Origin of the sequence: Sulfurospirillum halorespirans DSM 13726 (assembly GCF_001723605.1) — a bacterium.
Lineage (GTDB): Bacteria > Campylobacterota > Campylobacteria > Campylobacterales > Sulfurospirillaceae > Sulfurospirillum > Sulfurospirillum halorespirans.
The window spans coordinates 2,557,821-2,582,951 of the sequence record NZ_CP017111.1 but is presented as its reverse complement, the minus strand read 5'-3'; the positions used below and the strand labels follow the sequence as shown (position 1 = coordinate 2,582,951).

Below are 25,131 nucleotides of genomic sequence, written 5' to 3'. Positions count from 1 at the left end.
GAGTTACAAAATTATATCCAAACCTTTACATGTAAAAAAATTATTGCACCACTTCAAACCCCGAAAGTGCCGCTCCAACAGCGCCTATGAGTTGAGGATGTTCAGGCACGAGAATTTTACGCTCTAGTTTGAGTTCTAACATATGGTGTAAAAACGGGTTGAGTGCGCCACCACCTGTGAAGACGATGCAGTCGTTTTCTTTTACTACAAATTTTTTAGCCATCGAAGCTAAACGTGAGGCGATGGATTCGTGAACTCCCCAGCAGATGTTGGCTAAACTCTCTTTTTTGGCGATAAGGGAAATGACCTCAGACTCGGCGAAGACGGCGCACATGCTCGATATTGTTAGCTCTTTAGTCGCATCAAAGCCTGCGTTGGCGAAAGTTTGCATGTCTAAGCCCAAACGATTCGCGGCGATCTCTAAAAATTTTCCTGTTCCTGCCGCACACTTGTCGTTCATGCGAAAGTCGGTAAATCCGCCATCGTCACCCATTTTGATGACTTTGCTGTCTTGTCCGCCTAGGTCGATGACGGTTTTGACTTCGTTGTGAAAAAAGTACGCCCCTTTGGCGTGGGCTTTGATCTCGGAGATGACGGGAGCGCCGAGCGAATCTCCTAGCATATGCCGTCCATAGCCCGTGGCGACGAGCATTTTGACCTCTTTGTCTGCTAAATACTCGCCCACGATGACGTCTTGGTTAAAGATAGTCGGGATCACCACATGATGGGTGATCTCCTTCTCTCTTCCGATACCGATGATTTTTGTATAGGTTGAGCCTATATCTACGCCCCAAAACATTATTTGTTAGCGAACGCTTCGGCTTTTTGTTTAAACGTAATGCTCTCCAAAAAGGCTTCAACACGGGTTTTGATCTGTCCTGCATCTTCTGGGGAATAATCTGACTCGATGACGAGGCACGGAATGCCTTCTTTCGCTAATGCTTCGGTCACAAGGTGCGACTCGACATTGTAGGTATGGCAGAAAGAAAGCGTGTAGTAGATGACACCATCGGCACGTCTATCTTTGTACATTTGGACGATTTTATCGGTTCTGCCTGTGTTTGGCGTGAAACACGCGCAGTCGATTTTGGAGTAGCGTTGCATCAAACGGGCATAGAGTTCGTCTTCGCTTTGTACTCCTTCAATGTCCACATTGTCTTTAAAGTAACGATGTCCGATGCACCCTTCTTCATTGATGATGCACGCACCTGAGCCTTCAACAGCGGTGTGAAGTTTCCAGTTTGGTGGCGCAATGGGTGTGCCTAAAACCATGATGCGAGGGGTGTTTTCAGGGAAAACACTTACTTTGTTTTTGATGCGCTCACCCAGTTCATCGCAGAGTTCATTTACTTTTTGCGTAAAGCGTTTTGGGTCATCTAAAAAGCTCATTTGGCTGATGAAAAGTGCGTCTTTACCGCTGATAGGCATGATGTCTGGGTGCATGCCACGAAGCGTGTCAAGGCGTTTCATTGCGTCACGTTTGGCGTTGATAAGTTTGACACCATCAAGCATCTCCGAAAGGCTGAGTTTTCGCTCACTGACCTCTTCGATGTGCTCTTTAAACTCTTTGATCTCTTCTTGCCACATTTTAAGATCACGTTCTCGTTTCATATGCGGAATGTTCATGACATGCACAGGGTGATGTTTGCCCAAAAGTTCCCATGTTTTTTTCTTCGCTTCACAGGTGGTTTCACCGTAGATAAAATCAGCCGACTGTGTATACGCACAGGTGTGTTGGAGTTTAAAACCATACGCAGATTTGATGAGAGGGCAGATGTTACGAGGAAGCTCTGTCTCTGCATCAGCAATAGGTGGGTTAGCTCCGCCACACAGTCCAAAACAGGCTCCGCCAGCACCTACGACGATCTCTTCAGGAACGAAGATACAAAAGGTTCCCACCGCAGGTTTTTTTTGCGCTTTTAGTGCATTAATCTCAGCAATACGTTCGGCTTGGATTTCACTCATAAACCAGTCAAAATATGCCATCGCTTTGGGACGGTTCGGTTGGCTCATAAAACCCGCTTGATAGCCTGCAAGTCCCATACCCATCATTTTTGCATGACGCTCAACGTCAACACCAATACTACTCAATAACTCTTTGTGAAGTTCAACACCCATTGTCATTCCTTGTTGTGAAAATATGTGCTGTGGGGGTTTACATGTAAAGCGGTCAGCAGAAAAAAAGAGGTGCTACTTCATGTATGTCTAAGCCTTAGACTAACAGCGTTTAAAGTATTGTAATCTGCTTAACATTAAAAAGAGGTAAAATATCTTTTACCAAATTAGGAGGAAATTTCTCCGCTTATCACGAATTTTCCTCCAATGCACCCACTTTTTACAGCATTACATGTAACGATCTTAGAATATTATTTATTCGCGAATGCTTGGGCTTTTTGTTTGAAGGCAATGCTCTCTAAAAAGGCTTCGACACGCGTTTTGATCTGCCCTGCATCTTCAGGGGAGTAATCCGACTCAATGACGAGACACGGAATCCCTTCTTTAGCGAGCGCTTCGGTGACAAGGTGCGACTCAACATTGTACGTGTGGCAGAAGGAGAGGGTATAGTAGATGACGCCATCGGCTTTGCGCTCTTTGTACATTTGGACGATTTTTTCAACTCTTCCTGTGTTGGGGGTGAAACATGCACAGTCGATTTTAGCGTAGCGCTCGATCAAACGATGGTAGAGGTCATCTTCACTTTGCACGCCTGTGACATCTACATTGTCTTTATAGTAACGGTGCCCTGTGCAGGACTCTTCGTTGATAACGCATCCACCTGAACTTTCGATGGCGGTGTGAAGTTTCCAGTTTGGAATGGCAATCGGGGTGCCTAAAACCATCAAACGCGGTGTGTTTTTGGGAAAAACGCTGATGCCTTTTTGAAGGCGCACTTCAAGTTCATCGCAGACGTTGTTGACATTTTGAGTGTAGCGCACGGGATCGTCCATTGAGCCCATTTGCAAGATAAACAGCGCGTCTTTGCCGCTGATGGGCATCACATCTGGATTTTGAGAACGGAGTTTATCTAAGCGCAACAGCGCAGCACGCTTGGCGTTAATGATCTCCACACCTTCGAGCATCTCAGCAAGGGTGAGTTTTTTCTCCGTGACGCTCTCGATGCGCTCTTTAAACTCTTTGATCTCTTCTTGCCATATACTGAGATCACGTTCGCGCTTCATATGTGGGACGTTGATGACGTGAACGGGATGGTGTTTGTTTAAGAGCTCCCACGTCTTTTTTTTCGCTTCACAGGTGGTTTCACCGCAAATAAAATCAGCCGATTGGGTGTACGCACAGGTGCGTTGGAGTTTGAAGCCGTAGGCGGATTTGATGAGAGGGCAGATATTGCGAGGCAGTTCGCTTTCCGCATCGGCTACAGTAGCGTTGGAACCGCCGCACAGACCATAACAGACACCACCCGCGCCCACAACGATCTCTTCGGGAACGAAGATGCAAAACGCCCCAACCGCAGGTTTTTTCTCGGCTCTTAGTTGATTGATCTCGGCGATGCGTTGTCCTTGGATTTCGCTCATAAACCAGTTGAAATACTCCATCGCTTTGGGACGATTGTCTTGGCTCATAAACTGAGTTTTGTAGCCTTCAAGTCCCATTCCCATCATTTTAGCGTGACGTTCGACGTCAATATTGATGCTCTCTAATAAATCTTTATGGAGTTCAACACCCATAGTTTTTCCTTGTGTGAAAATGTGTGCGGTGTGGTTTACATGTAAAGGTGGAAGCAGAAAAAAGAGGTGCTACTTCATGTATGTCTAAGCCTTAGACTCACTGCGTTTAAGGTATTTTAATCTACGAGGCGTTAAAAAAAGGTTAATTGCAAAAAGACAGAGTGCGCTTTAACAAAAGCAATGTGAGCAATTAAATCGTCATTTGCATTTAACCGCATTTTAAAAAAGATTCAATTACAATACGCGAAACACTGTTGGTCTAAGGCTTAGACATACATGAAGTAGCACCTCTTTTTCCTGCTTTTTCCTTTTACATGTAAATACTACACAGTCACTACTTAATCTCATCTACATTAAATATTTGGAGAAAGCATTTCGTATGATCACCATCGAAAATTTGCACAAACGTTATCACGATACTGAGGTATTGAAAAATATAAACATTACGATTGATGATGGTGACATCTATGGATTGATCGGGCGCAGTGGTGCGGGGAAATCGACACTACTTCGATGTATCAATGGTTTGGAGACGTTTCAAAGCGGATCAATCGTTATTGATGGTGTGGATATTACGACGCTACAGGACAAAAGCCTTAGAGAATTGCGTAAAAATATTGGCATGATTTTTCAAGGATTTTCGCTGATTGATCGAAAAACGGTGTATGAAAATATCGCCATTCCTTTGGAGTGCTGGCATATACCCAAACCTGAGCAAAAAGAGAGAATAGAAAAGCTACTTAAAATCGTCGGTTTGGAGAGCAAACGCGATCAAAAAGCACGCGATCTTAGTGGCGGACAAAAACAACGCGTGGCGATCGCACGAGCGATGGTGATGAATCCTAAAATCTTACTCTGCGATGAAGCCACTTCCGCACTTGACCCTAAAACGACGGATGAAATTCTTGAATTGCTCCTGCAACTGAACAAAGAATACGGCATAACGATCATCATGGTGACGCATCAGATGTCGGTCATTCACAGAATGTGCACCAAAATGAGCATTCTTGAAAATGGGCATTGCATGGTATCGGGCGATGTGAAAGAGGTGTTTTTAGAACAACCCGAAGCCTTGCAAAATCTTGTCGGCATATTGGAGTGCAACTTGCCCGAAACAGGGATAAATATCGAAATTTTGATTACCGATGAAGCCGTTGGACAGCAGTTTCATTCCGATCTATCGCTATCCCTTAAAAAGCCGTATAAACTAATCAACAGCAGTTTAACCCATTACCGTGAGGGTGTTTTGAGTGCTTTTGTGATGAATATTTCAGAAGAATGTTTAGAAGAATTTTTAGCGTATTTTGATGCACAGCATTTAAGCTATAAACGCATTGAACGCGGGTAAGGAAAAACATGACGAATTATTCATGGGACGTTATTATCTTTCAAATTATATTTCCATCAATGGGTGTAACCCTTTTAATGGTGCTGTGCGCGACCGTGTTGGCGTGTCTTTTGGGGTTTTGCTTGGCGATTGCGCTGTTTTGGGTTGGCAAACATGGGCTCTCTCCCAATGAAAAATGCTACTCAATGCTCAATATCGTTGTGAGTTTTATACGCTCCTTTCCCTTTATCATTTTGGCTATTTCGATTCTTCCGATTACTCGGTTTATCACGGGTTCCGTTATCGGTTGGGAATCGGCACTCTTTCCTTTGACGGTTGCGGCAACGCCGTTTATGGGACGGATATTTGAGAACTGTTTTAAAGAGGTTTCGCTCGATCTCATCGATGCCGCACGTTCATTTGGCGCAACCAATCTTCAAATTGTCTTTAAAATTTTGATTCCAGCCACACTGCCTTCCATCGTCAATGGGGGCGTTTTATCGGTGATCCAAATTTTGAGTTTGACCACGATTGCAGGAACATTGGGAGCAGGAGGCATTGGTGCGTCTGCACTAATTTATGGCTATCAAAGTTTCAACGACAAAATCATGTACACGCTCGTCATTGTCCTGTTCATCTTGGTTTTGGCAATACAGTTATTGGGTGATTATGTCTATAAACGCATTAAATAAAAGGAGTTAAAATGAAAAAAATAGTGATGTTATTTGTTGGTGTTGTATGCAGTATGCTTCTGTTCTCTGGATGTTCAGATAACAAAGGTAAAACTAGTGGTGCAACCGTTGAGAAAAAAACCATTACCATCGCGACAACAGCGTTGGCAATGCCTGAGGTTGAATTGGGAATCGAAGATCTCAAAAAAAGAGGTTATGAGGTGACTGTAAAAGTTTTGCAAGATGCAACGACGATGTGTAAAGCCATTGAAAACGGCGAAATTGATGTGGCATTGCATCCTCACAAACCGTGGATGGACAGCTACAATGCAGGCAATAAAACCGATATCGCGATGCTAACACCGTATATTCATAAAAATACATTTGGGATGTTCTCTAAAAAATATGCTACCCCAGAAGAGATTCCTAATGGGGCTAAAATCATTATTCCCCAAGATGAGTCCAATTTGGCGCGTTCATTGTTTATGATGGAGCAATTAAACTTTATCAAGCTAAAGGCTGGCGTGACGAGTCCTACGGATTTGGACATTGAGAGCAATGACAAAAACGTTAAAATCTTTAAAATCCATGTCCATCAAGTGATCGCCTCATTAGACGATGCGGACGCAGCATTTTCGGCTACGTTATTTGCGGTGAGCAATAAGTTAGACCCAAAATACCAAATTGCGACATCGAAAGATGCCGATAAATTCGGTGTTGGTTTTATCATTGCGAACAAAAACAAAGATACGAAATGGGCGAAAGATATTCTGGCTTCTTATACCACTGAAAAAGTACGAGAAGGCATTAATGGTATTTACAAAGGAAGCAGTATCCCTGGTTTTTAGGGGATACATTAGCATGAAACACTAGGAGTTGAAGGTGAAAATAACGAAGATTGACGTCATCGCGGTGGATGTAGAAGACAATCCTAAAGGGTGGCATCCTATTGTGTGTAGGGTTTATACCGATGAGAGTATTTATGGCGATGGCGAATCGGCGATGGCGTATGGCATTGGTGCCAAAGCGGCACATGGAATGCTGTTAGATGTGGCCCCTTTAATCATTGGAATGAATCCGTTTGACACGGAAGTGATCTGGGAAAAACTCTACAAGTCAACCTTTTGGGCACAAAATGGCGGTTCAGTCATCTTTTCGGCAATTTCTGCTTTAGACATTGCGCTCTGGGACATTAAAGGCAAAGCGCTTCAGATGCCAATTTATGCGCTTCTGGGTGGAAAAATGCGCGATAAGTTGCGCACATATGCGAGTCAATTGCAGTTTGGTTGGGGTGAGCGCAGGGAAATTGCGGCGAGCATTGCTGATTATGTGAAGTATGCAAAAATTGCGGTGGCACAAGGCTATGACGCGATTAAAATCGACTTTTTCACTTTTGATGAAACGGGTCGTCGTCTTACAAGTGAAGATACAACCAGACTGTTGGCTCCCAAATATAAAAATATGGTCGTCAACAGAGTCGCGGCGGTGAGAGATGCTATTGGTGCGGATGTGGATATTATTATGGAAAACCATTCATACATTGATGCGCAAGTGGCAGTTCAATTGGGTCGTTTGGTTGAAAAATATGACATTTTTCTTTTTGAAGAGCCCTGCACCCCAACGCCAAAAACCAATAAATTTATCCACGATCATATTAATATCCCCATCGCTCAAGGCGAGCGCATCTACTCTAGGTGGGGTTTCGCGCCTTATTTTGAAAATGGCTCTATTCAGATGATTCAGCCTGATATTGGTAATTGCGGTGGCATCACCGAAGCGAAAAAGATTTGCGATATGGCACATCTGTATGACGTTGGGGTTCAAGCGCATGTCTGCGCCAGTCCGCTTTCAACCGCTGTTGCGCTTCAACTCGAAGCGGCCATTCCAAACTTTACGATTCATGAGCATCATGTCTATAATTTGCATGACTACAATAAACGACTCTGTATTCATGATTATCAGCCTGAAAAAGGGATGTATACTGTGCCAGATTTACCAGGAATTGGTAATGAGTTTTCAGAGTTTGTTTTCAAAAAAGGTGTTATTACTACCATTCAGTAAAAAGAGTTCTTCACGAACTCTTTTTAGCTTCTATCTTTACATGTAAACCATTTTCTCAAAGTCTAATAAGCCTTATGTTACAATCTTTTTTTATTTTACATGTAGGAATTTTTGTGGATATTTTTCAATCAATCATTATGGGAATCGTCGAGGGTTTCACCGAGTTTTTGCCTGTTTCTTCAACGGGGCACATGATCGTTATGGCAGATTTTTTAGGCATCAAACAAGACAGTGTCACCAAGGCGTATGAGATTATCATTCAGTTTGCGGCGATTTTGGCGGTTGTTTTGGCGTATAAAGAGAAATTTACATTCCAAAAAATAGAGCTTTGGAAGAAAATAATCGTGGCGTTTTTGCCCATTGGCATGGTTGCATTTTTGTTTTCCAAGCAGATCAAAGGGCTCTTTAGCGTCGAGATCGTCGCGACAATGTTTATCGTGGGTGGTGTGGTTTTCTTGATTGCGGAGAAGTACTACAAACCCAAAGAGCATTTTATTGATGATATTGAAAAAGTGAGTTACAAGCAAGCTTTTCTCATTGGACTCGCACAACTTGCAGGGCTGGTTCCAGGCACGTCTCGTTCAGGCTCATCCATTTTAGGCGCTATGTTTGTGGGACTCACGCGCAAAGCAAGTGCCGAATTTTCCTTCTTACTCGCCTTCCCTGTCATGAGTGCGGCAACAGGATACAGCATCGTGAAAAATTACCAAGAATTTAACGCCGACAATCTCATCGTTTTAGGTGTAGGTTTTGTGGTTGCATTTATGACCGCGTATTTTACGATTAAGCTCTTTTTACGCTTTTTACGCAGTTTTACTTTTGTCAGTTTTGGCATCTACCGCATCATTTTTGGTGTCGTACTCTTAGCACTTTACTAGATTTTATGTTAGCACCAAAGGTGCGTGGGCACTCTCCAAGCGTTCGATAAGGACGCTATTAAAATCAAAAAAGTTTAGGTATCTCCTCTTCTGAAATGCTCTCTTTGGAGATGACCTGAATTCCTCCGCTGGCGAGGGTTTTTTTGAGCCCTTGCCCTAAGGTTGCGGTGAGAAAAAAGTTCACGCCATGTTCTTGAAAAAGAGGGGTTAAAAGAAGGGGTGGCTTCATGTCTTTGCCATGGGCAGGATTTTCTAAGCAGAGAAAGTGCTCAATTTTTTGGTCTTGCACCGTAAAAATAAAGAGGTATTTTCCTTTTGGATGAAGGTTCTCATAGCGCTCTTTCTCATCACAACAAAAGGCGATCACATAGCGATCGCGCTTGGTTTCTAAGTGTAGCTCTTGTCCGCAAAGAAGCGCTAATGCCACTTTTTGACGTGCGGTTTTAATGATGCGCGCAAACGTGGGGCGTGAGACTTCCATTTTCACCGCTGCTTCTTCTTGATACAGCCCCAACAAATCCATCAAATAGAGTGCTTCTATCTCTTCTGGAATGAGCGTAATAGACTCCTCATGCACGCCACCTTTGGGCATAAAACGGGTAATCAGCGGCTGATACGAAGTTGCACGGCGACATTTGTGGCGAGGCATTGCATTCCTTTTGTCTAATTATAAAAGTATCATAGCATAGATTATTGAAAGATAGTTGACATATGTTCATTTAAAGTGCTATGATTGTGAACATATGACCAATTAAGGAGTTTAGAATGATCGCATTACCCATTAAAACCGAAAAAAAAGAGAGTGCGCTTGCACCCCTGTTTGGCAAAGCCAAATGGTTTGCTTTTGTAGCAGAAGACGGCGCTATTAGTGTATCGCAAAACCAAGCCGAAGGTGGCATCAAAACAGCGCGATGGTTTGAGAGTTTAGGGGTTAAAACATTGATTACCAACCATTTGGGCGAAAAGCCGTTTCAAGCACTTCAAAAATCAGGGATTAACATCTATTTTGCAGGTAAAGAGCGCATCGAAGTTGCTGAGGCATTGCAAAAATTTAAAGAAGGCACTTTGCTCGAAGTCAACGTGACAAACTACGCCGAACTTCTAGGTGAGGAGCAGGACGAAAAAAAAGGACATGGCTGTGGCGACGAGCTCAAAGCAGGTGAATTTCGTGCCAAAGTGAAATGCTGTGAAAAACCGAAAAACAATCCTCTAAGCGGTCATCAAGGTGGGCATGAACACGACCATAAGCATGGCAATTGCCATCATGATCACTCCTAAAAAAAGCGTGACATTTTCCTAGCCCCGAAGCGCAAAAAATGCAGATGAATATGGTATAGTATCGCATCAAAATTGTACAGGGGCGATGGATGTTTTTTACGAAAAAAGAGCCTGAAGAACTTGCGATTCTGCGAAATGAGATCGTGGAATTGAAAGCAGAAAATGAGCGCCTTCTCGCACTTTCTCAATTCTCGCAAGAAGAGATGATCATTGTGATTGATAGCGCTAAAAAGATCGTGATGCAAAACGATCTTGCCAAAGTGACGATCAAAGAGCCTGCTAAATTAGCCTCACTTTTGAATGAATCGATGGAAAACATCAGCATGGATGGTTGCCAAGGTTCCGTTCTTTCCAAACGTTTAAGCCCTGAGCTTGTTGCGTATAGCATCATCAAAACCGATGTTCGCAACGCCAAAGACAGCAACATCTTAAGCCTGCATCAAAACTCCATTGCAGGAGCGCTTAAAAACTCTCAAACGACCTTTTCTGAAATTTTGGATGACCTTAAAGTGATGAAAACAGAGTCAGCTCAAATCTCTCAAGAATCACGCGAAGGACTCACCCTTGCCAACGATTCTTCCACCGCCATGGATAAACTCAGTCTATTGATGAGTGATGTACTCAGCAATGCAAAGTCGCTTTTAACCAGAAGCAAAGAGATCTCAGGAGTGGTGCAACTTATCGAAGATATTGCCGATCAGACCAATCTTTTAGCCCTTAATGCCGCCATCGAAGCCGCGCGTGCAGGTGAGCACGGACGTGGGTTTGCTGTCGTTGCTGATGAGGTGCGAAACTTGGCTGAACGCACGCAAAAAGCGACCAAAGAGATCGCGATGGTCGTTCAAACGATGCAACAAGAGTCTTCACACTCTGAGCATAGTACCGAAGAGGTGAGCGTGATTGCGCGTACCACCAAAGAGCAGACCGACGCGCTTAAAATTAAGATCATCTCTTTTGAGAAAAATGCGACGAGATCGATGTTTGAAGTGAGTCATCTGAGTGATAAAATCTTCGCATCGCTCGCTAAAATCGACCATGTCATCTATAAAAATAATCTCTACGCGCTTCTGTTTGGCGAACACACCGACTTTAAAGCCACTACGCACCATGACTGCCGATTGGGCAATTGGTATGAGCGAGGCATCGGCAAAGAGGAGTTTAGCAAAACGGCTTCGTTTGGAAAACTGGAAAACCCGCATGCCAAAGTGCATGAATTGGCAAATCGTTTAGCCAAAGAGTGTGGCGGCGAAAAAGCGGTCTGTTCAAAAGCCGAAATTGAAACGATGGTCAAAGAGATTGAAAGTGCTAGCGGCGATGTTTTTACAACACTGGACTCGATGGTCGATGAAAAAGCAAAAACGTTGATGCTCGAAGCCAAAGAGCATCTTTTTGACAAACAGGTGAGGGGATAATGAATGAAAAAAACGATTAAAGTAGCGGTCATTGACGATGAGCAAGAGATCTTGGATATGATCGAAAAGTATTTGAGTCGAACGCAAGGTTTTGCGGTCACGACTTTTTCCAACCCGCATAATGCAATTTCTCGCATTGATAAAAGCTACGATGTGGTGCTTTTAGACATTATGATGCCACAGATGAATGGGTTGGATGTACTCAAAAGTTTGCATGAAAAAGCACCAGAGCTTAAAATCATTATGATGACAGCGTACTCCACGCTTGATAAAGTGCTCAAATCGCACCGCGAAGGGGCAACCCACTACATTATGAAACCATTTTCCTCAATGAAAGCCTTAGAAGAGAAGATTTACGAACTGGTTCAGTAGCGTCTTGTATGAAAGATTTACTCTCTAAGATCCTCGATCTTGAGCAAGAAATTACCGTTCTTAAAAGCCAAAACAGGCGCATCTTAGAGTGCGCCATTGCTGAAAAAAAAGAGCTAGAGCGCTTAGCGAGTAAAGCCAAACTCTTCTTTGACAATTCCGATCTTGCCTATATGGTTTTAGACGAGCACCAATGTATTATTGAAGTGAATGAGACCTTTAGCAAGCTTTTGGGCTATGGTCGAGGCGAGATACTGGGCGTATACGTTAAAAAACTCTTTACAACGCCTAAGCGTTATGAAAAATGGTGGAGAGAGTACCTGCATGAGGGAAATTTTGAAAGCATTTCAAGCCTTGAGTATCGTTTGCGCACCAAAAACCGTCAAAGTTTCTGGGCGGAGCTTTATGGTAGGCGCTTTGTCGATACGGAGGGAAGCTACAGTATTTGGAGTATTCGAGATATTAATTTACGCGTTAAATCACGCAATACCATTGCAAAACTCAACCTCAAATACCAAAAGCAATTACGCGACATCGAAACGATTTTGGACATTATTCCTGTACCTGTTTTTATTAAAGATCGCCACTTTCGCTACATCGGATGCAGTCGTGCGTATTGTGCCTATTTTGGTTTGAAAAAAGAGGATGTTCTGGGCAAAACGGTGTTTGATCTCTACCCTGTCGAAATCGCTAAGAGGCTCTCTAAAAAAGACCAAGAGATGCTTACATGTAACCTTCAAGTCTATAAAACCACGACCATCGCACCCCTTACCAACAAGGAAATAACGTTGGAAATCCAAAAAAAACGGATGATGCGCAATGGTGTTTTTGACGGGTTTGTGGGCGTTTTCATCGATATGACCGAAGCGGAAAAACAAGAAATCTACCTGCAAAATCGTATTCGCGAAGAGCTGGATAAAAACCTCAAAATCCAAGCAATCTACCAAGAAGAGATGGTACGCAATGCCAAATTTAGCGCCATCGGTCAAATGGCAGCGGGCATTACGCATGAGATCAACACGCCTTTGACTTATGTCAAAGGTAATTTTGAGATGCTGGTAGAAGACATTATGGCAGCACTGCCGGATTCTTCTCGTAAAAACCTGATGCTCAAAGATAGCAAATCCATTCAAGAGGGCATTGAGCGAATTGAGAGCATTATCGAGACGATGCGTGAGGCGTCTCAAAAGAGTCGCGAACAAAAAGAGAAGGTCAATCTGTTTGAACTTTTGTGCGCTTCTTTAGCCCTTTCATACAACCGTTCAAAGCAGATTGTTGCTATTTCTATGAATGATAAAATCTTTGATCTAAGCCTTTCTAAAAGTGAATACCACTTTACATGTAACGTTCAAAAACAGCGCATCGAGCAGGTGTTTGTGATCATTTTGAACAACGCTTTAGATGAGCTTGTCAAGATCGAGTCGTTTGAAAAACGCACTTTACATGTAAAGATTTTTAAAGAAGATCAAACGGTTGTGGTGCGTTTTTGTGATAACGCTGGAGGCATTGATGCTGCGATTTTACCGCGTATTTTTGAGCCATTTGAGAGTACGAAAGAGAGCTCTGGCATTGGCATTGGGCTCAATATCGCTCAGCAAATCATTACACAACACGAGGGTGAAATCATCGCGTACAATGAAAAAGAGGGTGCCGTTTTTGAGGTACGCCTTCCTTTAGCAAAGGAGTCTATCCATGCCCTCTAAGTTTTTAAAACAGTTTTATGACTCGATGAGTGAAGGGCTTTACGCCTTTGATAGCGATGGCAAAATCACCCATTTTAATCCCGCGGCTCAAACGATTTTAGGTTACAGTGAAGAGGAACTTTTAGGCAAAATTGGACATTTTATCTTTCACGCGCATCATGAAAAAAAAGGGCTTTTGCAATGCTCCATCTACAAAGCGTTTCTGCAAGATAAAACCTATGCGGGCGAAGAGGTCTTTTTAACCAAAGATGGCAGGTGGATCGATGTGTTTGTCAGAGCCAATCCCCTGCTTGAAGAGGGTTGTAAACAGGGCTATATCGTCTTCTTTTGGCCTATTGCTACGCCTGCTTTGGGGGAAAGTGATGCCGATCTTTCGTGTGCTCACAGCCTCCTTTTTCAAGAAGAGGGTGACCAGAAAGAGAGTGAGGCTTTTTACGAGCAGATCTTTGCAACCGCCAATCTTGGCATCGCTTTGTTAGATCAAGAAGGGCGTTTTGTGGCACTTAATCCCGCGTTTGCTAAACTTTACGGCTACAGCGAAGCAGAGTTGATTGGCAGACATTTTCATCTGCTTGTTCCTGAAGAGTTGCGCGATGAATCAGAGCTGCATCACAATGCTTTTCTCTCTCATCGTGAAACGGCGCACGATGGCGAAATGGAGTTAGTACGAAAAGGTGGCAAGCGCATCGACGTTTATGCGACCGAAGGGCTTTTGGAGCATATTGTTGGAGGGCCTTATAAAATTATGACGGTTTTTGATGTGACCGAAATGGTAGAATCAAGGCGCCTGCAAAAAGCGCAAGAGGCGATGCTGGTACAGCAACACAAGCTCGCCGCCATGGGCGAAATCATCGGACACATCGCCCACCAGTGGCGCCAACCGCTCAATGTGCTCAATCTCACAACGTTCGATCTTAGATGCAAACATGCCTTAGGCGCTTTAAGCGATGAAAAATTTCACAGCGCGTTTGATACGATTGAGTCACTGACTGAGCAGATGAGCAGTACCATCAACGATTTTATGGATTTTTACAAACCAAATAAAGAGAAAAAAGCATTTAAGCTGCACGAAGCGGTGCGCTATGCAACCAATATCACCGCCATACAACTGCGCAATGAAGGCATCGCACTCTCCCACAATATCGATGAAACGGTGGAGGTTTATGGCTTAGCCAATGAGTTACAGCAAGTCATCCTCAACCTTTTAAGCAATGCCAAAGATGCGTTTAGCACCAAGGAAATTGAGCCCAAACAGATCTGCCTTGTAGCATGGAGGAATGAAGAGGGGGTGCATTTGTGTGTGGAAGATAACGCAGGGGGCATTGAGGAGAGCTTATTGGAGCGCATTTTCGAGCCTTATTTTAGCACCAAAGGGAAGATGCAAGGCAGTGGCATCGGGCTTTACATCTGCTCGATGATCATGAACGAGAGCTTTGGAGGCAGCATCAGGGTGGAAAATATCACCCACGAAGAGCGCACGATCGGCGCTAGGTTTATTGTGGCATTTCCACGACCTTAAAGCGTTTGTAAAAATGTAACCTTTTAAATCTGACTTATTGATCCTCGTAAACATCTTTACGATGTGCCACTTTTAAAACTAAAATAGTGATTTCTTGATCGGTGATTTTGGTAATGATGCGATAATCACTCACTCTATATCTCCAAAAATCTTTGAGTTTACCCTTGAGCTGTTTACCTTTATGCCTAGGATCATCACAATTACTTAGTTGTTGTAAAAAGATAACAAGCTTTTTTGCAATAGGTTTGTCTAGTTTTGAAAGCTCTTTTTTGGCACTCTCTTTAAATTTAACGATCCAAGCCAAGTTCTTGTACCACTTCATCTAAGGTATAAATTGGCTCAGGCGTTTGATCTGCTTTTTCTGCCAAATAATAATCTTCCAAATTTTCAAAATAATCCTCAAATAATTTGCGGATATAAAAAGATTTTGGACGATCGGTTAATGAGGCTAAACGGCTTAAGCGTGCTTCAAAACTATCATCAAGTCGAATGGAAGTCGCCATAATATCCTCCTTTGTGAATACGTGTATTTTTTGTATTCATATTATAGCGCAAATCAGGCTAAACGGCTTTTGTACTTTTAGAATGACCATCAAACTTTAGGCATTTGTGTTATAGCGTTTGCACTTTAAGATCGAGACACAAAATGCTCTCTTTGCCTTCATGCGCAAATTTTTGAGCGAAGGTGCGGCACATGCGACCCGAAGCCCTTGAAATGTACTTTTGGCTCAGGTAATTGCCCCGTTTGGACTCTTTGGTGATGTAAAAATACTCTTTAAGCGCGTGGTTATCGCCGTTTCGTGCGGGTTGGAAAAACTCGTTGGTGTCTGCGCTGATGATCGTATTGCCCTCTTGAATGCCTGTTTGAGCATCAATGCAGTAGATCGCTTCGATGATCTCAAACTCTTTCAGAAACGCGAACAGATCAGGTTGATGTTTTTGTGTAATTGTTTCGATAATTGCGTGTGTGTAGGCTTTGGCACTCTCGATTAAGATCTCTTTGCGTTGCATGGAAGATTTGACATTTTGAGTATGTCTTGCTCCAATGTGGGTAATTTTTTCATCCAAAAGCGCTTTATCAAAGATCGTTGCACTAGGTCTTGCGAACCAGAATCCTTGAAAAAGATCGATGTCGAGTTTTAAAGAGCGCAAAATTTCCTCTTCCTCTTCCACCCCTTCGGCAAGCACGAGTGCGCCGATGTTGAAGCACATATTAGCGATGGATTTTAAAATCTCTTTATGGATGAAATTTTGATGCACATTAAACACGAGCGAGCGATCAACTTTGACGATGTGGGGGCGTACGGTGGAGATGCGATCAAAATTGGCATTGCCCGCACCAAAATCATCCAGAGCGATGAGAAAGCCTCGATCTTTGTAGAAGTCGCAGAACTGTTTGAGACGCTCTGTGTCTTCGATCTGATACTCTTTGATCTCAATGACGATGTGTGAGGGCGGAATACCAAAATCATTGGCGAGTGAACAGAAAGCAAAGTCATCAAAGCTAATTTTGCTATCGAGCAGATGCGATTCAAAATTGAGAAAGAGTAACAGCTCTTTGTTGGCGTCTAGCAGTGGTTTAAAGGTTTCAAGCGCTTTGGTTCGCGCGTATTTGTCGAGCTCAAACGAGAGATGCTCTTTTTTGGCTTGGTCAAATACAAAGATAGGCGAGAGCGGTTCATTGTGCTTATCGTGCGCGCGCATCAGCGCTTCAACACCAATCACCTTGGCACTGCGAATGGAGACGATCGGTTGAAAATAGATGTAAATAGCGCTGTCTTGAATGAGTTGTGCAACCACAAAGCCCCCTTTTTGGTCTATGAGAGACATTATAACACAGCGCTATGAGGGCGCATGATGAAAAAGAAGGCAACGTTATCGGCAGATAACGCTCCACGCTTCGATCAGTTTTTCCAAAGAACATGCGGCATTAGCAGGGCTAGTGGAAGGGAGTTTGATGATGTTCCTTCCTGTCGTTGCTTCGCAGTGCTTTTGGTAGAGTTTTTCAGCTGTTGCGCCGTTGGCGTAGATCTGTTTGATGGAAGCGTGCCTTAGAATCTTTGAAAAATCCATCGGTACCACATTTGTGATGCTGCTATCGCTGGAGCCTGTAATATCGCAGCTTTGAATGACATCCCAAATGGCAATGCCATGATCTAAGAGCATCGCTTTTTTCTCTTCGATGGTGATGGGAAGCGGTGCTTCAGTAATGGCGGAAATGACCTTCCAAAAACGGTTCTGTGGGTTGCCGTAAAAGAAGTGTTGTTCACGCGATTTAACGGAGGGAAACGTGCCTAAAATCAGCACGTTTGAGTGGATATTATAAACAGGTTCAAACGTATGGTGCATGCTTTTTTCACTTTACATGTAAAGATCAAAAAGTATAGCACAAACCTAGCGCAAGAGGTCTAGGTTTGGCTTGTATTCGCTGGTTTTAACCTCAAAAAGCGTTAAGAGCGTGTGGAAAAGATTGTCCTGCGAAAAGCGCTCATTGGCTTTTACATGTAAGGCTTCACGCTTAGCTTTGTCGCTGAAGTAAAAGAGTGCTGGCACGTGCTTTTGATCTTCGGGAGCGATCATGTAGGGAAGTCCGTGTAAGTAGACACCATTTTCACCCAAAGACTCGCCGTGGTCGGAGATATAAATGAGCGTGGTGTCGTATTTGTCTTCATTGGCTTTGAGCTGCGTAATCGTCTCGTTGATGATGTAATCGGTGTACGCAATTGTGTTATTGTAGGTATTGACGATCATCTCTTGCGTACATTTTTCCAAATCTTGCGTATCACAGGTTGGAGTGAATGTTTTAAACGCGTCAGGATAGCGCTTAAAGTAGGTCGGTCCGTGGCTTCCTTCTTGGTGCAAGACCACAAACGTGTCTTTATACTGCTTATCGATGTTGGCTTGAAAGTCACGAAGCAGGACATCATCAAACCCTTTTCCCCCGTAGTTCACGACATCGCTCATGCGTTTGGCAACTTTTTTGTCGCCACCTGAATTGTTGTCTCTCCAGATGACGCGCACGCCTGTTTTGGCAAGCACGTCCACGATATTTTCATACGACTCTTTCTCTTCACTCCAATTGGTTCTACCAAATTTAGAGAACATGCACGGCACCGAGATCGCCGTTGCCGTTCCACAGGAGGCAAAATTGTCTAAAAAGACGATGTCATCCCGTTTGGAAAGCAGAGGATTGGTTGGGCGATCATACCCAAAGAGCGCAAAATTACGCGCACGTGCTGTTTCACCTAAGATAAATACAACCAGTTTTTTCTTTTCATGGATGGGACGCGTTGCATCCATTGCAATAGCGGTAAAAACAGGCTTTGGCTTGATTTTTTTATAAACGAATTTTGTAAAAGAGAGCATAGGAAAAGCTGGGTTTATGTACATTTTAAGCTCATTATGGTTTCTAAAAAAGGAGCTGTAGGATTTGCCAAAATTCATATAAACACCCAAAACCATCAGGAGAGAGACAATCAGTACCAGTGCTTTTTGAGCAAACTCTTGGGTGAAACTTTCAAACCGTATAGGCGCTTTAAAAAGTATCCAAAGTGAGATAAGTGTGGCAGCCCCAACGTAGAGCAAAAGTTTAGGCGTTAAAAGATCGAGTATTTCACCGCTATCGGTTTGAAAAATATTGGTGTACATATTGGCATCGATGATAGCTCCAAAAGAATCAATAAAATAACTGCCTAAAATACCCGCAAAAATCAGCACAACAAGACTCAAGCGAAAAAGCTTTTTAGAGGCAAAAAGCAAGAGAAGGTTTAAGAGAGCAATGAGCATCAGCATCAGAATAAAAGGTGCGCTCAACGCTAGAAAATAGTTGTGCTCACTGAGAGCATAGTGAAACAGTTTTGAAAAAAAAGTGATGTTGCATAACAGAGCAATCCCTAGGGCGGTCATTAAAATGGCCCTTTGACTTTGGGATCTGAAAAAAGAGAAAAGCATAGGTTTTCCTTACCTAAAAGATAAGGAAATTTTAGAGCATGAGCATGAATGGAAGATGAATTAGAAAAGGATTTTTACATGTGTTCCTTTTTGCTCTTCGCTTTCAAGGGTGATGGAAAGATCATGCAGATCGATAATATTTTTAACGATTGCAAGCCCCAATCCACTCCCAGAGGCGATCTCTTTGCTCTCTTGAGTGCGGTAAAACTGCTCAAAAACATGCTCTATAGCCTCTTGCTTAATGCCCATCCCCTCGTCCCTAACGCTCAGCTCGTGCGCGTTAAGGCTGATGTGAATCGTGGCATTTTGGGGTGAATATTTGATGGCATTGTCGATGAGGTTGGCAATGGCGATTTTTAAAAGGGTTGCATTGCCTCTGAGATTTTGTGCTTGCAGGGTTTCGACGATGAGGTGAATGCCTTTGGGTTCACACAAAGGGCGTTTTTCTTCGATGGCTTCGAGTAAAACTTCATCCAGATAGACCTCATGAAAATGTTTTTTAAGATCATTTTTGGTGTTGCTCGATAAAAAAAGAATCTTTTCGATGACTTCATGCAAAACCCCAACCTCTTTTGCCACTTTTTCTAAAATTTGCTCATACTCGTGGATGGTTCGCTCTTTACGAAGCCCGACTTCGACTTCGCCTTTGATGATGGTGAGGGGCGTTTTGAGCTCATGCGAAGCATTTTGCCCAAACTGTTTGACTTGTGCGTAGGCGTGTTGGAGTTCGCTAAGAAGTGTGTTAAAGGTTTCGATGAGATCGTCTATCTCATAAGCGGTGTGCGATTTAGGAATGATGGAATGCGCCATCTCTCCTCGCATCGCTTTAGCGGCATTGGTAACATGCTGAACGTTGGAGAGCGATTTGGAGATGAGCATGTAGGCTAAACCAAGAACAATTAAGAGCAAAGCGCAAAGCCCGATACTCAGCGTTGTGATCATCTCTTGAATCTGTGGTGTGAGATTATCGTAGGGAATAGCACATTGTAAAAAGAGCATTTGGTACTCATTTTGCGCTAAAAACATGGTTCCGATATAGATTTTATGAGGGCTCAGATTCGGCTCAAAAGCGAGTGAAAAGGCGATTTCTCTGGGTTGTTCCAAGATCTCTTGAATGAGAGCAGGCTCGATTTTCAGCCTCAGCTCTTTAAGATCGCTTGAGCGCGACAGGATCTGTGGGGCATTTGACATGCTGTCATACGCGACCACTTGCGCATACAAGAGCGGAATGGCAAACTCCTCTTTGACTTCATTTAGCGTTATCTCTTTGTTTGGATCTTCCTCAAAATCGTGTTTAATGTCTTTTAAAACGGTAAATAACGTCGCTTCAATGCTTTTTTGATACGACGTTTCAAGGGTATAAATGACCAAATAGCCAAAGCTGTAAAACAGAGCAGACAAGATAACAAAAAGTGCCGCCAAAAGACGGAATCTAAGGCTTTTAAAGGGCGTTTTCATGGATCGAGTATCCTAAATTACGGTGGGTTTTAATGAGCTTTAGCTCAAAATTTTTATCGATTTTTGTGCGTAAGCGGTACATGTAAACAGAAATGATATTGCTGTTGATGGATTGGTCACTGCTAAAGAGTTGCTCTTCTAAAGCGCGCTCTTCGATGATGGAGCCTTTATGGCGCATCAGATACTCCAAAAGGGCATACTCTTTGGCGGTTAAAACAATGTGCTCACTTGAACGCATCACCGTTTTACTCAAAAGATTGAGCTCCAAATCTGCCACTTTGAGCACAGATTCTTTGGCGTTATGTTTGCGTAGTTGCACATGAATGCGCGCCAAAAGTTCTTCAAAACTAAACGGTTTGGTCAAGTAGTCATCGGCTCCAAAATTGAGCAGACTCACTTTATCGCTGATCGTACTTTTGGCACTGAGCATAATGATAGGCGTTGTAAGTTTCTTTTCGCGAATCTTTTGGCAAACCTGATCGCCTTGCGCACCTCGCAGCATAATATCTAAAATGATCACATCGTAAGCACCCATTTGCGCTAAGTAGATCGCGTCTTCACCGTTGTCACACTGATCGACACAAAAATACTCCTCTTCGAGTCCTTTTTTAAGGAACGAGGCGATTTTGGCATCATCTTCAACGACTAAAATTTTCATTTAACCCTCTTTGGAAGCTCTTTTTTTCATATACCCATCGATGCTAAAAATGGCTAACGCAATCCAAATCAGCACAAACGTCGTCAGTTTTTCAGGAAGTAAAACTTCATCATAAACAAAAATAGCTAACAAAAAGGAAACGGTCGGGCTAATGTACTGAAAAAAGCCGATGTGGATCAGTGAAATGCGTGTAGCAGCGGCATTAAACCACAACAATGGAAGTACGGTGATGATGCCAGCGAGCAGTAAAAGCCATGAAACGCCATTGGGTGGAAAGACAAACGCGTTTTGGTCTGTCGCAACAAGGTAGCTAAAATAGAGCAGTGCCAAAGGCAATAAAATGAGCGTTTCGATGTAAAGCCCATTCATGGCAGGCAAGTTGATCTGTTTGCGAATCATCCCGTAAAAGCCAAAACTAAAGGCTAAGGCGAGTGAAATAACAGGGATGGAGCCGAGCGTAACGACTTGATAGACAATAGCGCCAAAGGCTAACCCAATGGCAACTTTTTGCCAAAAGGAGGGACGATCTTTGAAAAAAATGATGCCCAGTGCAAAATTGACCAGTGGGTTAATGTAGTAGCCAAGGCTGGATTCTGCGATCATGTTATGGCTTACCGCCCAGATGAAAACGAGCCAATTGATGGAGACAAGCAGGGCTGTGAGGACGAGGTATTTGATCTTGTGGAGGTCTCGAATGAGGAGGGTAAATGCACCAAATTGACGGCTAAAAAGGATCATGCCAAAGAGCAACACCACCGACCAGATAATACGATGCGCCAAGATCTCCGCAGGTGAGACCGAAGCGATCAGTTTAAAATAGATCGGGATTAAGCCCCAAAAACCAAATGCCATCAGTGCGTAGATGTAGCCTTGTGCTTCACGAGAGAGATTATTCATGGGTTCCAACTTGTAAAAAAGTGCTGTTATTATAGAGTAATGATGCTTACAGGTTGAAATTAAAATCAAGATGTCATTCGTATTTGTGACAAAAAATTGTTATAATTCAAATCATCAGGAAAGAGAGGGAGTGACAATGAGTCTCAAAGTAAAACTTTTTATCTTTATGACCGCTTTGTTCATCCTCTTTTCGCTTACGGTTTGGTCCTATTCTAAGCATGTGCTAGAACAGATCAATGAAAAATGGGCTGAACGGTTTGTCAAGAAGCAGATTCTTTTTGATAAAAATCGCACGCTTTTGCCCCTTTTGCACGAGCTTGAGATTATCAAAGAGATGGTCAAAGAACCCACACTGCTTGCCATGGCGCGCAATGATAAAGACCCCCTTTTACGCAAAAATGGCATTGCACTGTTAGAGGCGTATCGTTCAAAGTTTCAGAGCCAAAGCTATTTTGCGGCGTTTACAAAAAGTGAAAATTACTACTTCAATGATGCCAAAAACAGTTATAACGGAAAACAGTTTCAGTACAAACTCTCCTCAAGTCAAAAAAATGACGCATGGTTTTACGATGTTTTGAGCGACAATCAAGCGTATCGCATCAATGTCGATACCGATGAATTTTTGGGTACGACGTACATTTGGATCAACTATGATTTAAAAGAAAACGGTGAACTCTTAGGCATTGTTGGAACAGGACTGGATTTTACCCGCTTTGTGAGAGAGTCCGTGGGCATTGAGCAAGAGGGTGTGCGAAACTTTTTTATCAACCGCCACTTAGATGTTCAATTAGAGCGAGATACCCATCTGAAATACGATGAAAACCTCAAAACAAACGCTGGTGGGCATAAAAAAATTACGGAGTTTTTTACACGGGTTGAAGATAAAGATGCCATTCGTGATGCAATAATGTATCTAAGGGCGCATCCAGATGCCATTCGTACCTTTTGGGTTGAGTATGAGGGGTCTAAAAAACTCTTAGGCATGAGTTTTCTTCCCGAGGTTGAATGGTTCAATTTGACGCTCATTGATGAAGAAGAGCTGCAAATCGCCAAAGATTTTTCGATCTTCCCGATGCTTTGTCTGCTCTTTTTGGTGATTCTAATTTTGGTTGCAGGAGCGCTACATTTTTTAATCATCAAACCTCTTGAAAAGCTAAAATCCTCCATGCAACGGGTGGAAAAAGGGAACTATGAGGTGGATCTCTCCCCTTTAGGAAGTGCAGAAATTGAAGCACTTTCCCAAGAGTTTATCAAGATGATCGCCTATATACGTGCCAATAATGTTGCCCTTGAAGAAAAAATCCAAGAACGTACCAAAGGGTTTATGCAAAGCGAAGCGAAGCTCAATACGATTTTAGACAGCGTTGATGCGTTTATCTACATTAAAGATGTTCAGTACCGTTATGCGTATGCCAACAAAAGAGCTTGCGAACATTTGGAAGTGAAACTAGAGGAGATCATAGGACAAAGTGATGAGCTCTTTTTTGATGCCAAAACGATTCAGATGATTCGCAAAATAGATGAAGAGGTGATTCATTTTGGGCATAAAGTGACCTCGGAAGATACTTTTGTGCTTAAAGATCATTCCATGGCGATTACGTGTATCTCGACGAAAATACCTCTTTACAATGAAGAGGGAATTATTTACGGTTTGTGTGGCATTTCGACGGATATTACCGAGCGCAAAAAGAGTGAAGAGCTGATCAAAGAGCTTGCGTATCATGACTCCTTGACGCATCTGCCCAATCGCAGGATGTTTCATGAAACCTTTGCTACGATGATAGCCCATGCCAAACGCATGCAAAAACACGGGGCACTGTTGGTGCTCGACCTTGATAATTTCAAACCTCTCAACGATACGCACGGTCACAATGCAGGCGATCTTTTGTTGATCGAAGTGGCAAAAAGGCTTCGCGCTTGTGTGCGTGAGGTAGACTTGGTGGCACGTTTTGGTGGCGATGAGTTTTTGGTTGCCCTACGGGATTTAGATGAAGAAGAGAGTGCCGCCAAAGCAGAAGCACTGAAAATTGCAGGTAAAATTCGTTTACATGTAAACGCTCCATACGTGCTCGTGCTTGATCTTGAAGACGATTCACGCATCATTACACATGAGTGCAGTGCAAGCATTGGTATTTCGCTTTTTAGCCAGCATTCACACAGCAAAGAGCGTGTCTTTAGCGAAGCCGATAAGGCGATGTACCTTGCCAAACAAAAAGGGCGCAACCGCATCGAATTTTATGAGGAGTTAGGATGATTAAAGTTTACGGCATTACCACCTGTGGCAGTGTGAAAAAAGCCATTTCATTTTTTAAAGCGAAGGTGGTTCCTTACAGTTTTATCGATCTTAAAACCACCGCAATCAGCGAAGCAAAACTGGAAGAGTGGCTATCCAAAAAACCTCTTTCTGTTGTTTTCAATACCAAAGGCACAAAGTTTAAAACCTTGAATCTAACCAAAGAGATCAGCGATGAAGAGAAGAAAAGCTGGCTTTTACGAGAACAACTCCTCTTCAAACGCCCCATCGTCGAGTGTGAAGACGGGGCGCTTTTGGTTGGATTTGATGAAGAGGTTTACGCCAAGACGTTCGCTTAAGCCCTTTTTGCGGTTGAGATAAAAAAGGCTGCTACGAGTAAAAAAGCACCAGTCAGACGGTTTTGAATCTGAATTGCGCGAATGGATTTGATGACGTTTTTCAGGCGTGAAGCAAGGGAGCTGTAGCCTGTCATTACGATGATGTCCACGCAAATGAGCGTCGAACAGATGATGACAAATTGCCCTAAAAGCGGCTCATTTGGGTTGAGAAATTGGGGAATAAACGCCACCAAGAAGACCGTTGCTTTGATGTTGGTGAGGTTAATGAGCGTGGCTTGAACAAATGCTTTGGACGCTGAGAACGCTTTAATATTGGCGGCATCACTTGGCAATTGAGGTTTTTCGATGAACTTCATCACGCCTAAAAAGATCAAATAAACCACACCAATCCACTTGATGATGTTAAACAGCAGAAGCGAACTCATAATGAGTGAGCCAAGTCCAATAACGACCACAAAGGTTTGCACAAAAAGCCCCATTTGAAGCCCCATAATGGCGGCATAAGAGCGTTTGAGCCCGTATTTGAGTCCATAATTCATAGAAACCACCGCACCTGCTCCTGGTGAAACACTGATGAGAATGGATGCGACCAGCATCGTAAGCCAAATATCAAGTTGCATAAAACGTCCTTCGCTAAAGCATTTAAGATGCCGTATTGTAAATCAAAATGG

At 43.1% G+C, this 25,131-nt stretch carries 25 protein-coding genes and 1 pseudogene; 13 read left to right on the top strand and 13 right to left on the bottom strand.

The window, feature by feature from the left end; all coding sequences use genetic code 11:
* Nucleotides 1-40 precede the first annotated feature (40 nt).
* The 3 genes from SHALO_RS12975 to SHALO_RS12965 all read right to left on the bottom strand — a co-directional run bounded on the left by SHALO_RS12975 (nucleotide 41) and on the right by SHALO_RS12965 (nucleotide 3,686).
* On the bottom strand, nucleotides 41-799 hold the full coding sequence (locus SHALO_RS12975; protein WP_069478888.1) for an acyl-CoA dehydratase activase: 759 nt from the start codon (nucleotides 797-799) through the stop codon (nucleotides 41-43).
* On the bottom strand, nucleotides 799-2,118 hold the full coding sequence (locus SHALO_RS12970; protein WP_084010942.1) for a double-cubane-cluster-containing anaerobic reductase: 1,320 nt from the start codon (nucleotides 2,116-2,118) through the stop codon (nucleotides 799-801). Before SHALO_RS12970 ends, SHALO_RS12975 begins: the two co-directional genes overlap by 1 nt.
* 248 nt (nucleotides 2,119-2,366) lie before the next feature.
* Nucleotides 2,367-3,686: a double-cubane-cluster-containing anaerobic reductase gene (locus SHALO_RS12965; RefSeq protein WP_069478886.1), complete on the bottom strand. Its 1,320-nt coding sequence runs from the start codon at nucleotides 3,684-3,686 to the stop codon at nucleotides 2,367-2,369.
* A gap of 379 nt (nucleotides 3,687-4,065) precedes the next feature.
* Between SHALO_RS12965 and SHALO_RS12960 the strand changes: the two genes are divergently transcribed.
* The 5 genes from SHALO_RS12960 (at nucleotide 4,066) to SHALO_RS12940 (ending at nucleotide 8,623) form a co-directional block, all read left to right on the top strand.
* On the top strand, nucleotides 4,066-5,034 hold the full coding sequence (locus tag SHALO_RS12960) for a methionine ABC transporter ATP-binding protein (RefSeq protein ID WP_069478885.1): 969 nt from the start codon (nucleotides 4,066-4,068) through the stop codon (nucleotides 5,032-5,034).
* Nucleotides 5,035-5,042: 8 nt separating this feature from the next.
* Nucleotides 5,043-5,705, top strand: coding sequence for a methionine ABC transporter permease (locus SHALO_RS12955; RefSeq protein WP_069478884.1), 663 nt, complete (start codon nucleotides 5,043-5,045; stop codon nucleotides 5,703-5,705).
* 11 nt (nucleotides 5,706-5,716) lie between these two features.
* Nucleotides 5,717-6,532, top strand: coding sequence for a MetQ/NlpA family ABC transporter substrate-binding protein (locus SHALO_RS12950; protein WP_069478883.1), 816 nt, complete (start codon nucleotides 5,717-5,719; stop codon nucleotides 6,530-6,532).
* A gap of 34 nt (nucleotides 6,533-6,566) precedes the next feature.
* Complete coding sequence (locus tag SHALO_RS12945; RefSeq protein ID WP_069478882.1) at nucleotides 6,567-7,745, top strand: mandelate racemase/muconate lactonizing enzyme family protein; 1,179 nt, start codon at nucleotides 6,567-6,569, stop codon at nucleotides 7,743-7,745.
* A 113-nt stretch (nucleotides 7,746-7,858) separates the two neighbouring features.
* Nucleotides 7,859-8,623 (top strand): undecaprenyl-diphosphate phosphatase, encoded by a 765-nt coding sequence (locus SHALO_RS12940; RefSeq protein ID WP_069478881.1) that lies wholly within the window; start codon nucleotides 7,859-7,861, stop codon nucleotides 8,621-8,623.
* Nucleotides 8,624-8,687: 64 nt separating this feature from the next.
* On the opposite strand, the gene SHALO_RS12935 is transcribed toward SHALO_RS12940, so the two are convergent.
* Nucleotides 8,688-9,272 (bottom strand): DUF134 domain-containing protein, encoded by a 585-nt coding sequence (locus SHALO_RS12935; protein WP_069478880.1) that lies wholly within the window; start codon nucleotides 9,270-9,272, stop codon nucleotides 8,688-8,690.
* 116 nt (nucleotides 9,273-9,388) lie between these two features.
* Here SHALO_RS12935 and SHALO_RS12930 point away from each other — a divergent pair, with 116 nt between their 5' ends.
* The 6 genes and pseudogenes from SHALO_RS12930 to SHALO_RS12910 all read left to right on the top strand — a co-directional run bounded on the left by SHALO_RS12930 (nucleotide 9,389) and on the right by SHALO_RS12910 (nucleotide 14,904).
* A complete protein-coding gene (locus SHALO_RS12930; RefSeq protein WP_069478879.1) occupies nucleotides 9,389-9,901 on the top strand; it encodes a NifB/NifX family molybdenum-iron cluster-binding protein in 513 nt (170 codons plus the stop codon).
* Nucleotides 9,902-10,488: 587 nt separating this feature from the next.
* Nucleotides 10,489-10,887: pseudogene (locus SHALO_RS15775) on the top strand (methyl-accepting chemotaxis protein); the annotation flags it as partial.
* Nucleotides 10,879-11,313, top strand: coding sequence for a CZB domain-containing protein (locus tag SHALO_RS15570; protein ID WP_238585330.1), 435 nt, complete (start codon nucleotides 10,879-10,881; stop codon nucleotides 11,311-11,313). The pseudogene SHALO_RS15775 and the gene SHALO_RS15570, both read left to right, overlap by 9 nt.
* Before the next feature lie 3 nt (nucleotides 11,314-11,316).
* Nucleotides 11,317-11,685 carry a response regulator gene (locus SHALO_RS12920; RefSeq protein WP_025345874.1) on the top strand — a complete coding sequence of 123 codons (369 nt, stop codon included), beginning with the start codon at nucleotides 11,317-11,319 and terminating at the stop codon, nucleotides 11,683-11,685.
* A gap of 8 nt (nucleotides 11,686-11,693) precedes the next feature.
* The gene (locus SHALO_RS12915) at nucleotides 11,694-13,385 is read left to right on the top strand and encodes a PAS domain-containing sensor histidine kinase (RefSeq protein WP_069478877.1); all 1,692 of its coding nucleotides are present in this window, start codon (nucleotides 11,694-11,696) and stop codon (nucleotides 13,383-13,385) included.
* Nucleotides 13,375-14,904 (top strand): PAS domain-containing sensor histidine kinase, encoded by a 1,530-nt coding sequence (locus SHALO_RS12910; protein ID WP_069478876.1) that lies wholly within the window; start codon nucleotides 13,375-13,377, stop codon nucleotides 14,902-14,904. The genes SHALO_RS12915 and SHALO_RS12910 overlap by 11 nt, the downstream gene beginning before the upstream one ends.
* A gap of 34 nt (nucleotides 14,905-14,938) precedes the next feature.
* On the opposite strand, the gene SHALO_RS12905 is transcribed toward SHALO_RS12910, so the two are convergent.
* The 8 genes from SHALO_RS12905 to rarD form a co-directional block, all read right to left on the bottom strand.
* Complete coding sequence (locus SHALO_RS12905) at nucleotides 14,939-15,208, bottom strand: type II toxin-antitoxin system RelE family toxin (RefSeq protein ID WP_202968803.1); 270 nt, start codon at nucleotides 15,206-15,208, stop codon at nucleotides 14,939-14,941.
* Nucleotides 15,192-15,407, bottom strand: coding sequence for a type II toxin-antitoxin system RelB family antitoxin (gene relB / locus SHALO_RS12900; protein WP_069478874.1), 216 nt, complete (start codon nucleotides 15,405-15,407; stop codon nucleotides 15,192-15,194). The genes SHALO_RS12905 and relB overlap by 17 nt, the downstream gene beginning before the upstream one ends.
* 109 nt (nucleotides 15,408-15,516) lie before the next feature.
* A complete protein-coding gene (locus SHALO_RS12895) occupies nucleotides 15,517-16,704 on the bottom strand; it encodes an EAL domain-containing protein (RefSeq protein ID WP_069478873.1) in 1,188 nt (395 codons plus the stop codon).
* A 75-nt stretch (nucleotides 16,705-16,779) separates the two neighbouring features.
* Nucleotides 16,780-17,253, bottom strand: a complete 474-nt coding sequence (locus SHALO_RS12890) for a DNA-deoxyinosine glycosylase (RefSeq protein ID WP_069478872.1) — start codon at nucleotides 17,251-17,253, stop codon at nucleotides 16,780-16,782.
* A 45-nt stretch (nucleotides 17,254-17,298) separates the two neighbouring features.
* Entirely contained in the window at nucleotides 17,299-18,810 is a 1,512-nt protein-coding gene (locus SHALO_RS12885; RefSeq protein ID WP_069479428.1) for a phosphoethanolamine transferase, read from the bottom strand.
* A gap of 105 nt (nucleotides 18,811-18,915) precedes the next feature.
* A complete protein-coding gene (locus SHALO_RS12880) occupies nucleotides 18,916-20,313 on the bottom strand; it encodes a sensor histidine kinase (RefSeq protein WP_069478871.1) in 1,398 nt (465 codons plus the stop codon).
* Nucleotides 20,297-20,971: a response regulator gene (locus tag SHALO_RS12875; protein ID WP_069478870.1), complete on the bottom strand. Its 675-nt coding sequence runs from the start codon at nucleotides 20,969-20,971 to the stop codon at nucleotides 20,297-20,299. Before SHALO_RS12875 ends, SHALO_RS12880 begins: the two co-directional genes overlap by 17 nt.
* Entirely contained in the window at nucleotides 20,972-21,868 is an 897-nt protein-coding gene (gene rarD, locus SHALO_RS12870) for an EamA family transporter RarD (RefSeq protein ID WP_069478869.1), read from the bottom strand.
* 136 nt (nucleotides 21,869-22,004) lie between these two features.
* Here rarD and SHALO_RS12865 point away from each other — a divergent pair, with 136 nt between their 5' ends.
* Nucleotides 22,005-24,122 carry a diguanylate cyclase gene (locus SHALO_RS12865; protein ID WP_069478868.1) on the top strand — a complete coding sequence of 706 codons (2,118 nt, stop codon included), beginning with the start codon at nucleotides 22,005-22,007 and terminating at the stop codon, nucleotides 24,120-24,122.
* The gene (locus SHALO_RS12860) at nucleotides 24,119-24,460 is read left to right on the top strand and encodes an arsenate reductase family protein (protein WP_069478867.1); all 342 of its coding nucleotides are present in this window, start codon (nucleotides 24,119-24,121) and stop codon (nucleotides 24,458-24,460) included. Before SHALO_RS12865 ends, SHALO_RS12860 begins: the two co-directional genes overlap by 4 nt.
* On the opposite strand, the gene SHALO_RS12855 is transcribed toward SHALO_RS12860, so the two are convergent.
* Nucleotides 24,457-25,080: a LysE family transporter gene (locus tag SHALO_RS12855; RefSeq protein WP_069478866.1), complete on the bottom strand. Its 624-nt coding sequence runs from the start codon at nucleotides 25,078-25,080 to the stop codon at nucleotides 24,457-24,459. The genes SHALO_RS12860 and SHALO_RS12855 overlap by 4 nt on opposite strands.
* Nucleotides 25,081-25,131: the final 51 nt, after the last annotated feature.

Excerpts from the sequence above, each read along its gene's own strand:
- SHALO_RS12975 (WP_069478888.1), bottom strand. The coding sequence starts at position 799 with ATGTTTTGGGGCGTAGATATAGGCTCAACCTATACAAAAATCATCGGT.
- SHALO_RS12970 (WP_084010942.1), bottom strand. The coding sequence starts at position 2,118 with ATGGGTGTTGAACTTCACAAAGAGTTATTGAGTAGTATTGGTGTTGAC.
- SHALO_RS12965 (WP_069478886.1), bottom strand. The coding sequence starts at position 3,686 with ATGGGTGTTGAACTCCATAAAGATTTATTAGAGAGCATCAATATTGAC.
- SHALO_RS12960 (WP_069478885.1), top strand. The coding sequence starts at position 4,066 with ATGATCACCATCGAAAATTTGCACAAACGTTATCACGATACTGAGGTA.
- SHALO_RS12955 (WP_069478884.1), top strand. The coding sequence starts at position 5,043 with ATGACGAATTATTCATGGGACGTTATTATCTTTCAAATTATATTTCCA.
- SHALO_RS12950 (WP_069478883.1), top strand. The coding sequence starts at position 5,717 with ATGAAAAAAATAGTGATGTTATTTGTTGGTGTTGTATGCAGTATGCTT.
- SHALO_RS12935 (WP_069478880.1), bottom strand. The coding sequence starts at position 9,272 with ATGCCTCGCCACAAATGTCGCCGTGCAACTTCGTATCAGCCGCTGATT.
- SHALO_RS12930 (WP_069478879.1), top strand. The coding sequence starts at position 9,389 with ATGATCGCATTACCCATTAAAACCGAAAAAAAAGAGAGTGCGCTTGCA.
- SHALO_RS15570 (WP_238585330.1), top strand. The coding sequence starts at position 10,879 with ATGTTTGAAGTGAGTCATCTGAGTGATAAAATCTTCGCATCGCTCGCT.
- SHALO_RS12920 (WP_025345874.1), top strand. The coding sequence starts at position 11,317 with ATGAAAAAAACGATTAAAGTAGCGGTCATTGACGATGAGCAAGAGATC.
- SHALO_RS12915 (WP_069478877.1), top strand. The coding sequence starts at position 11,694 with ATGAAAGATTTACTCTCTAAGATCCTCGATCTTGAGCAAGAAATTACC.
- SHALO_RS12910 (WP_069478876.1), top strand. The coding sequence starts at position 13,375 with ATGCCCTCTAAGTTTTTAAAACAGTTTTATGACTCGATGAGTGAAGGG.
- relB (WP_069478874.1), bottom strand. The coding sequence starts at position 15,407 with ATGGCGACTTCCATTCGACTTGATGATAGTTTTGAAGCACGCTTAAGC.
- SHALO_RS12890 (WP_069478872.1), bottom strand. The coding sequence starts at position 17,253 with ATGCACCATACGTTTGAACCTGTTTATAATATCCACTCAAACGTGCTG.
- SHALO_RS12885 (WP_069479428.1), bottom strand. The coding sequence starts at position 18,810 with ATGACCGCCCTAGGGATTGCTCTGTTATGCAACATCACTTTTTTTTCA.
- SHALO_RS12880 (WP_069478871.1), bottom strand. The coding sequence starts at position 20,313 with ATGAAAACGCCCTTTAAAAGCCTTAGATTCCGTCTTTTGGCGGCACTT.
- SHALO_RS12875 (WP_069478870.1), bottom strand. The coding sequence starts at position 20,971 with ATGAAAATTTTAGTCGTTGAAGATGATGCCAAAATCGCCTCGTTCCTT.
- rarD (WP_069478869.1), bottom strand. The coding sequence starts at position 21,868 with ATGAATAATCTCTCTCGTGAAGCACAAGGCTACATCTACGCACTGATG.
- SHALO_RS12865 (WP_069478868.1), top strand. The coding sequence starts at position 22,005 with ATGAGTCTCAAAGTAAAACTTTTTATCTTTATGACCGCTTTGTTCATC.
- SHALO_RS12860 (WP_069478867.1), top strand. The coding sequence starts at position 24,119 with ATGATTAAAGTTTACGGCATTACCACCTGTGGCAGTGTGAAAAAAGCC.
- SHALO_RS12855 (WP_069478866.1), bottom strand. The coding sequence starts at position 25,080 with ATGCAACTTGATATTTGGCTTACGATGCTGGTCGCATCCATTCTCATC.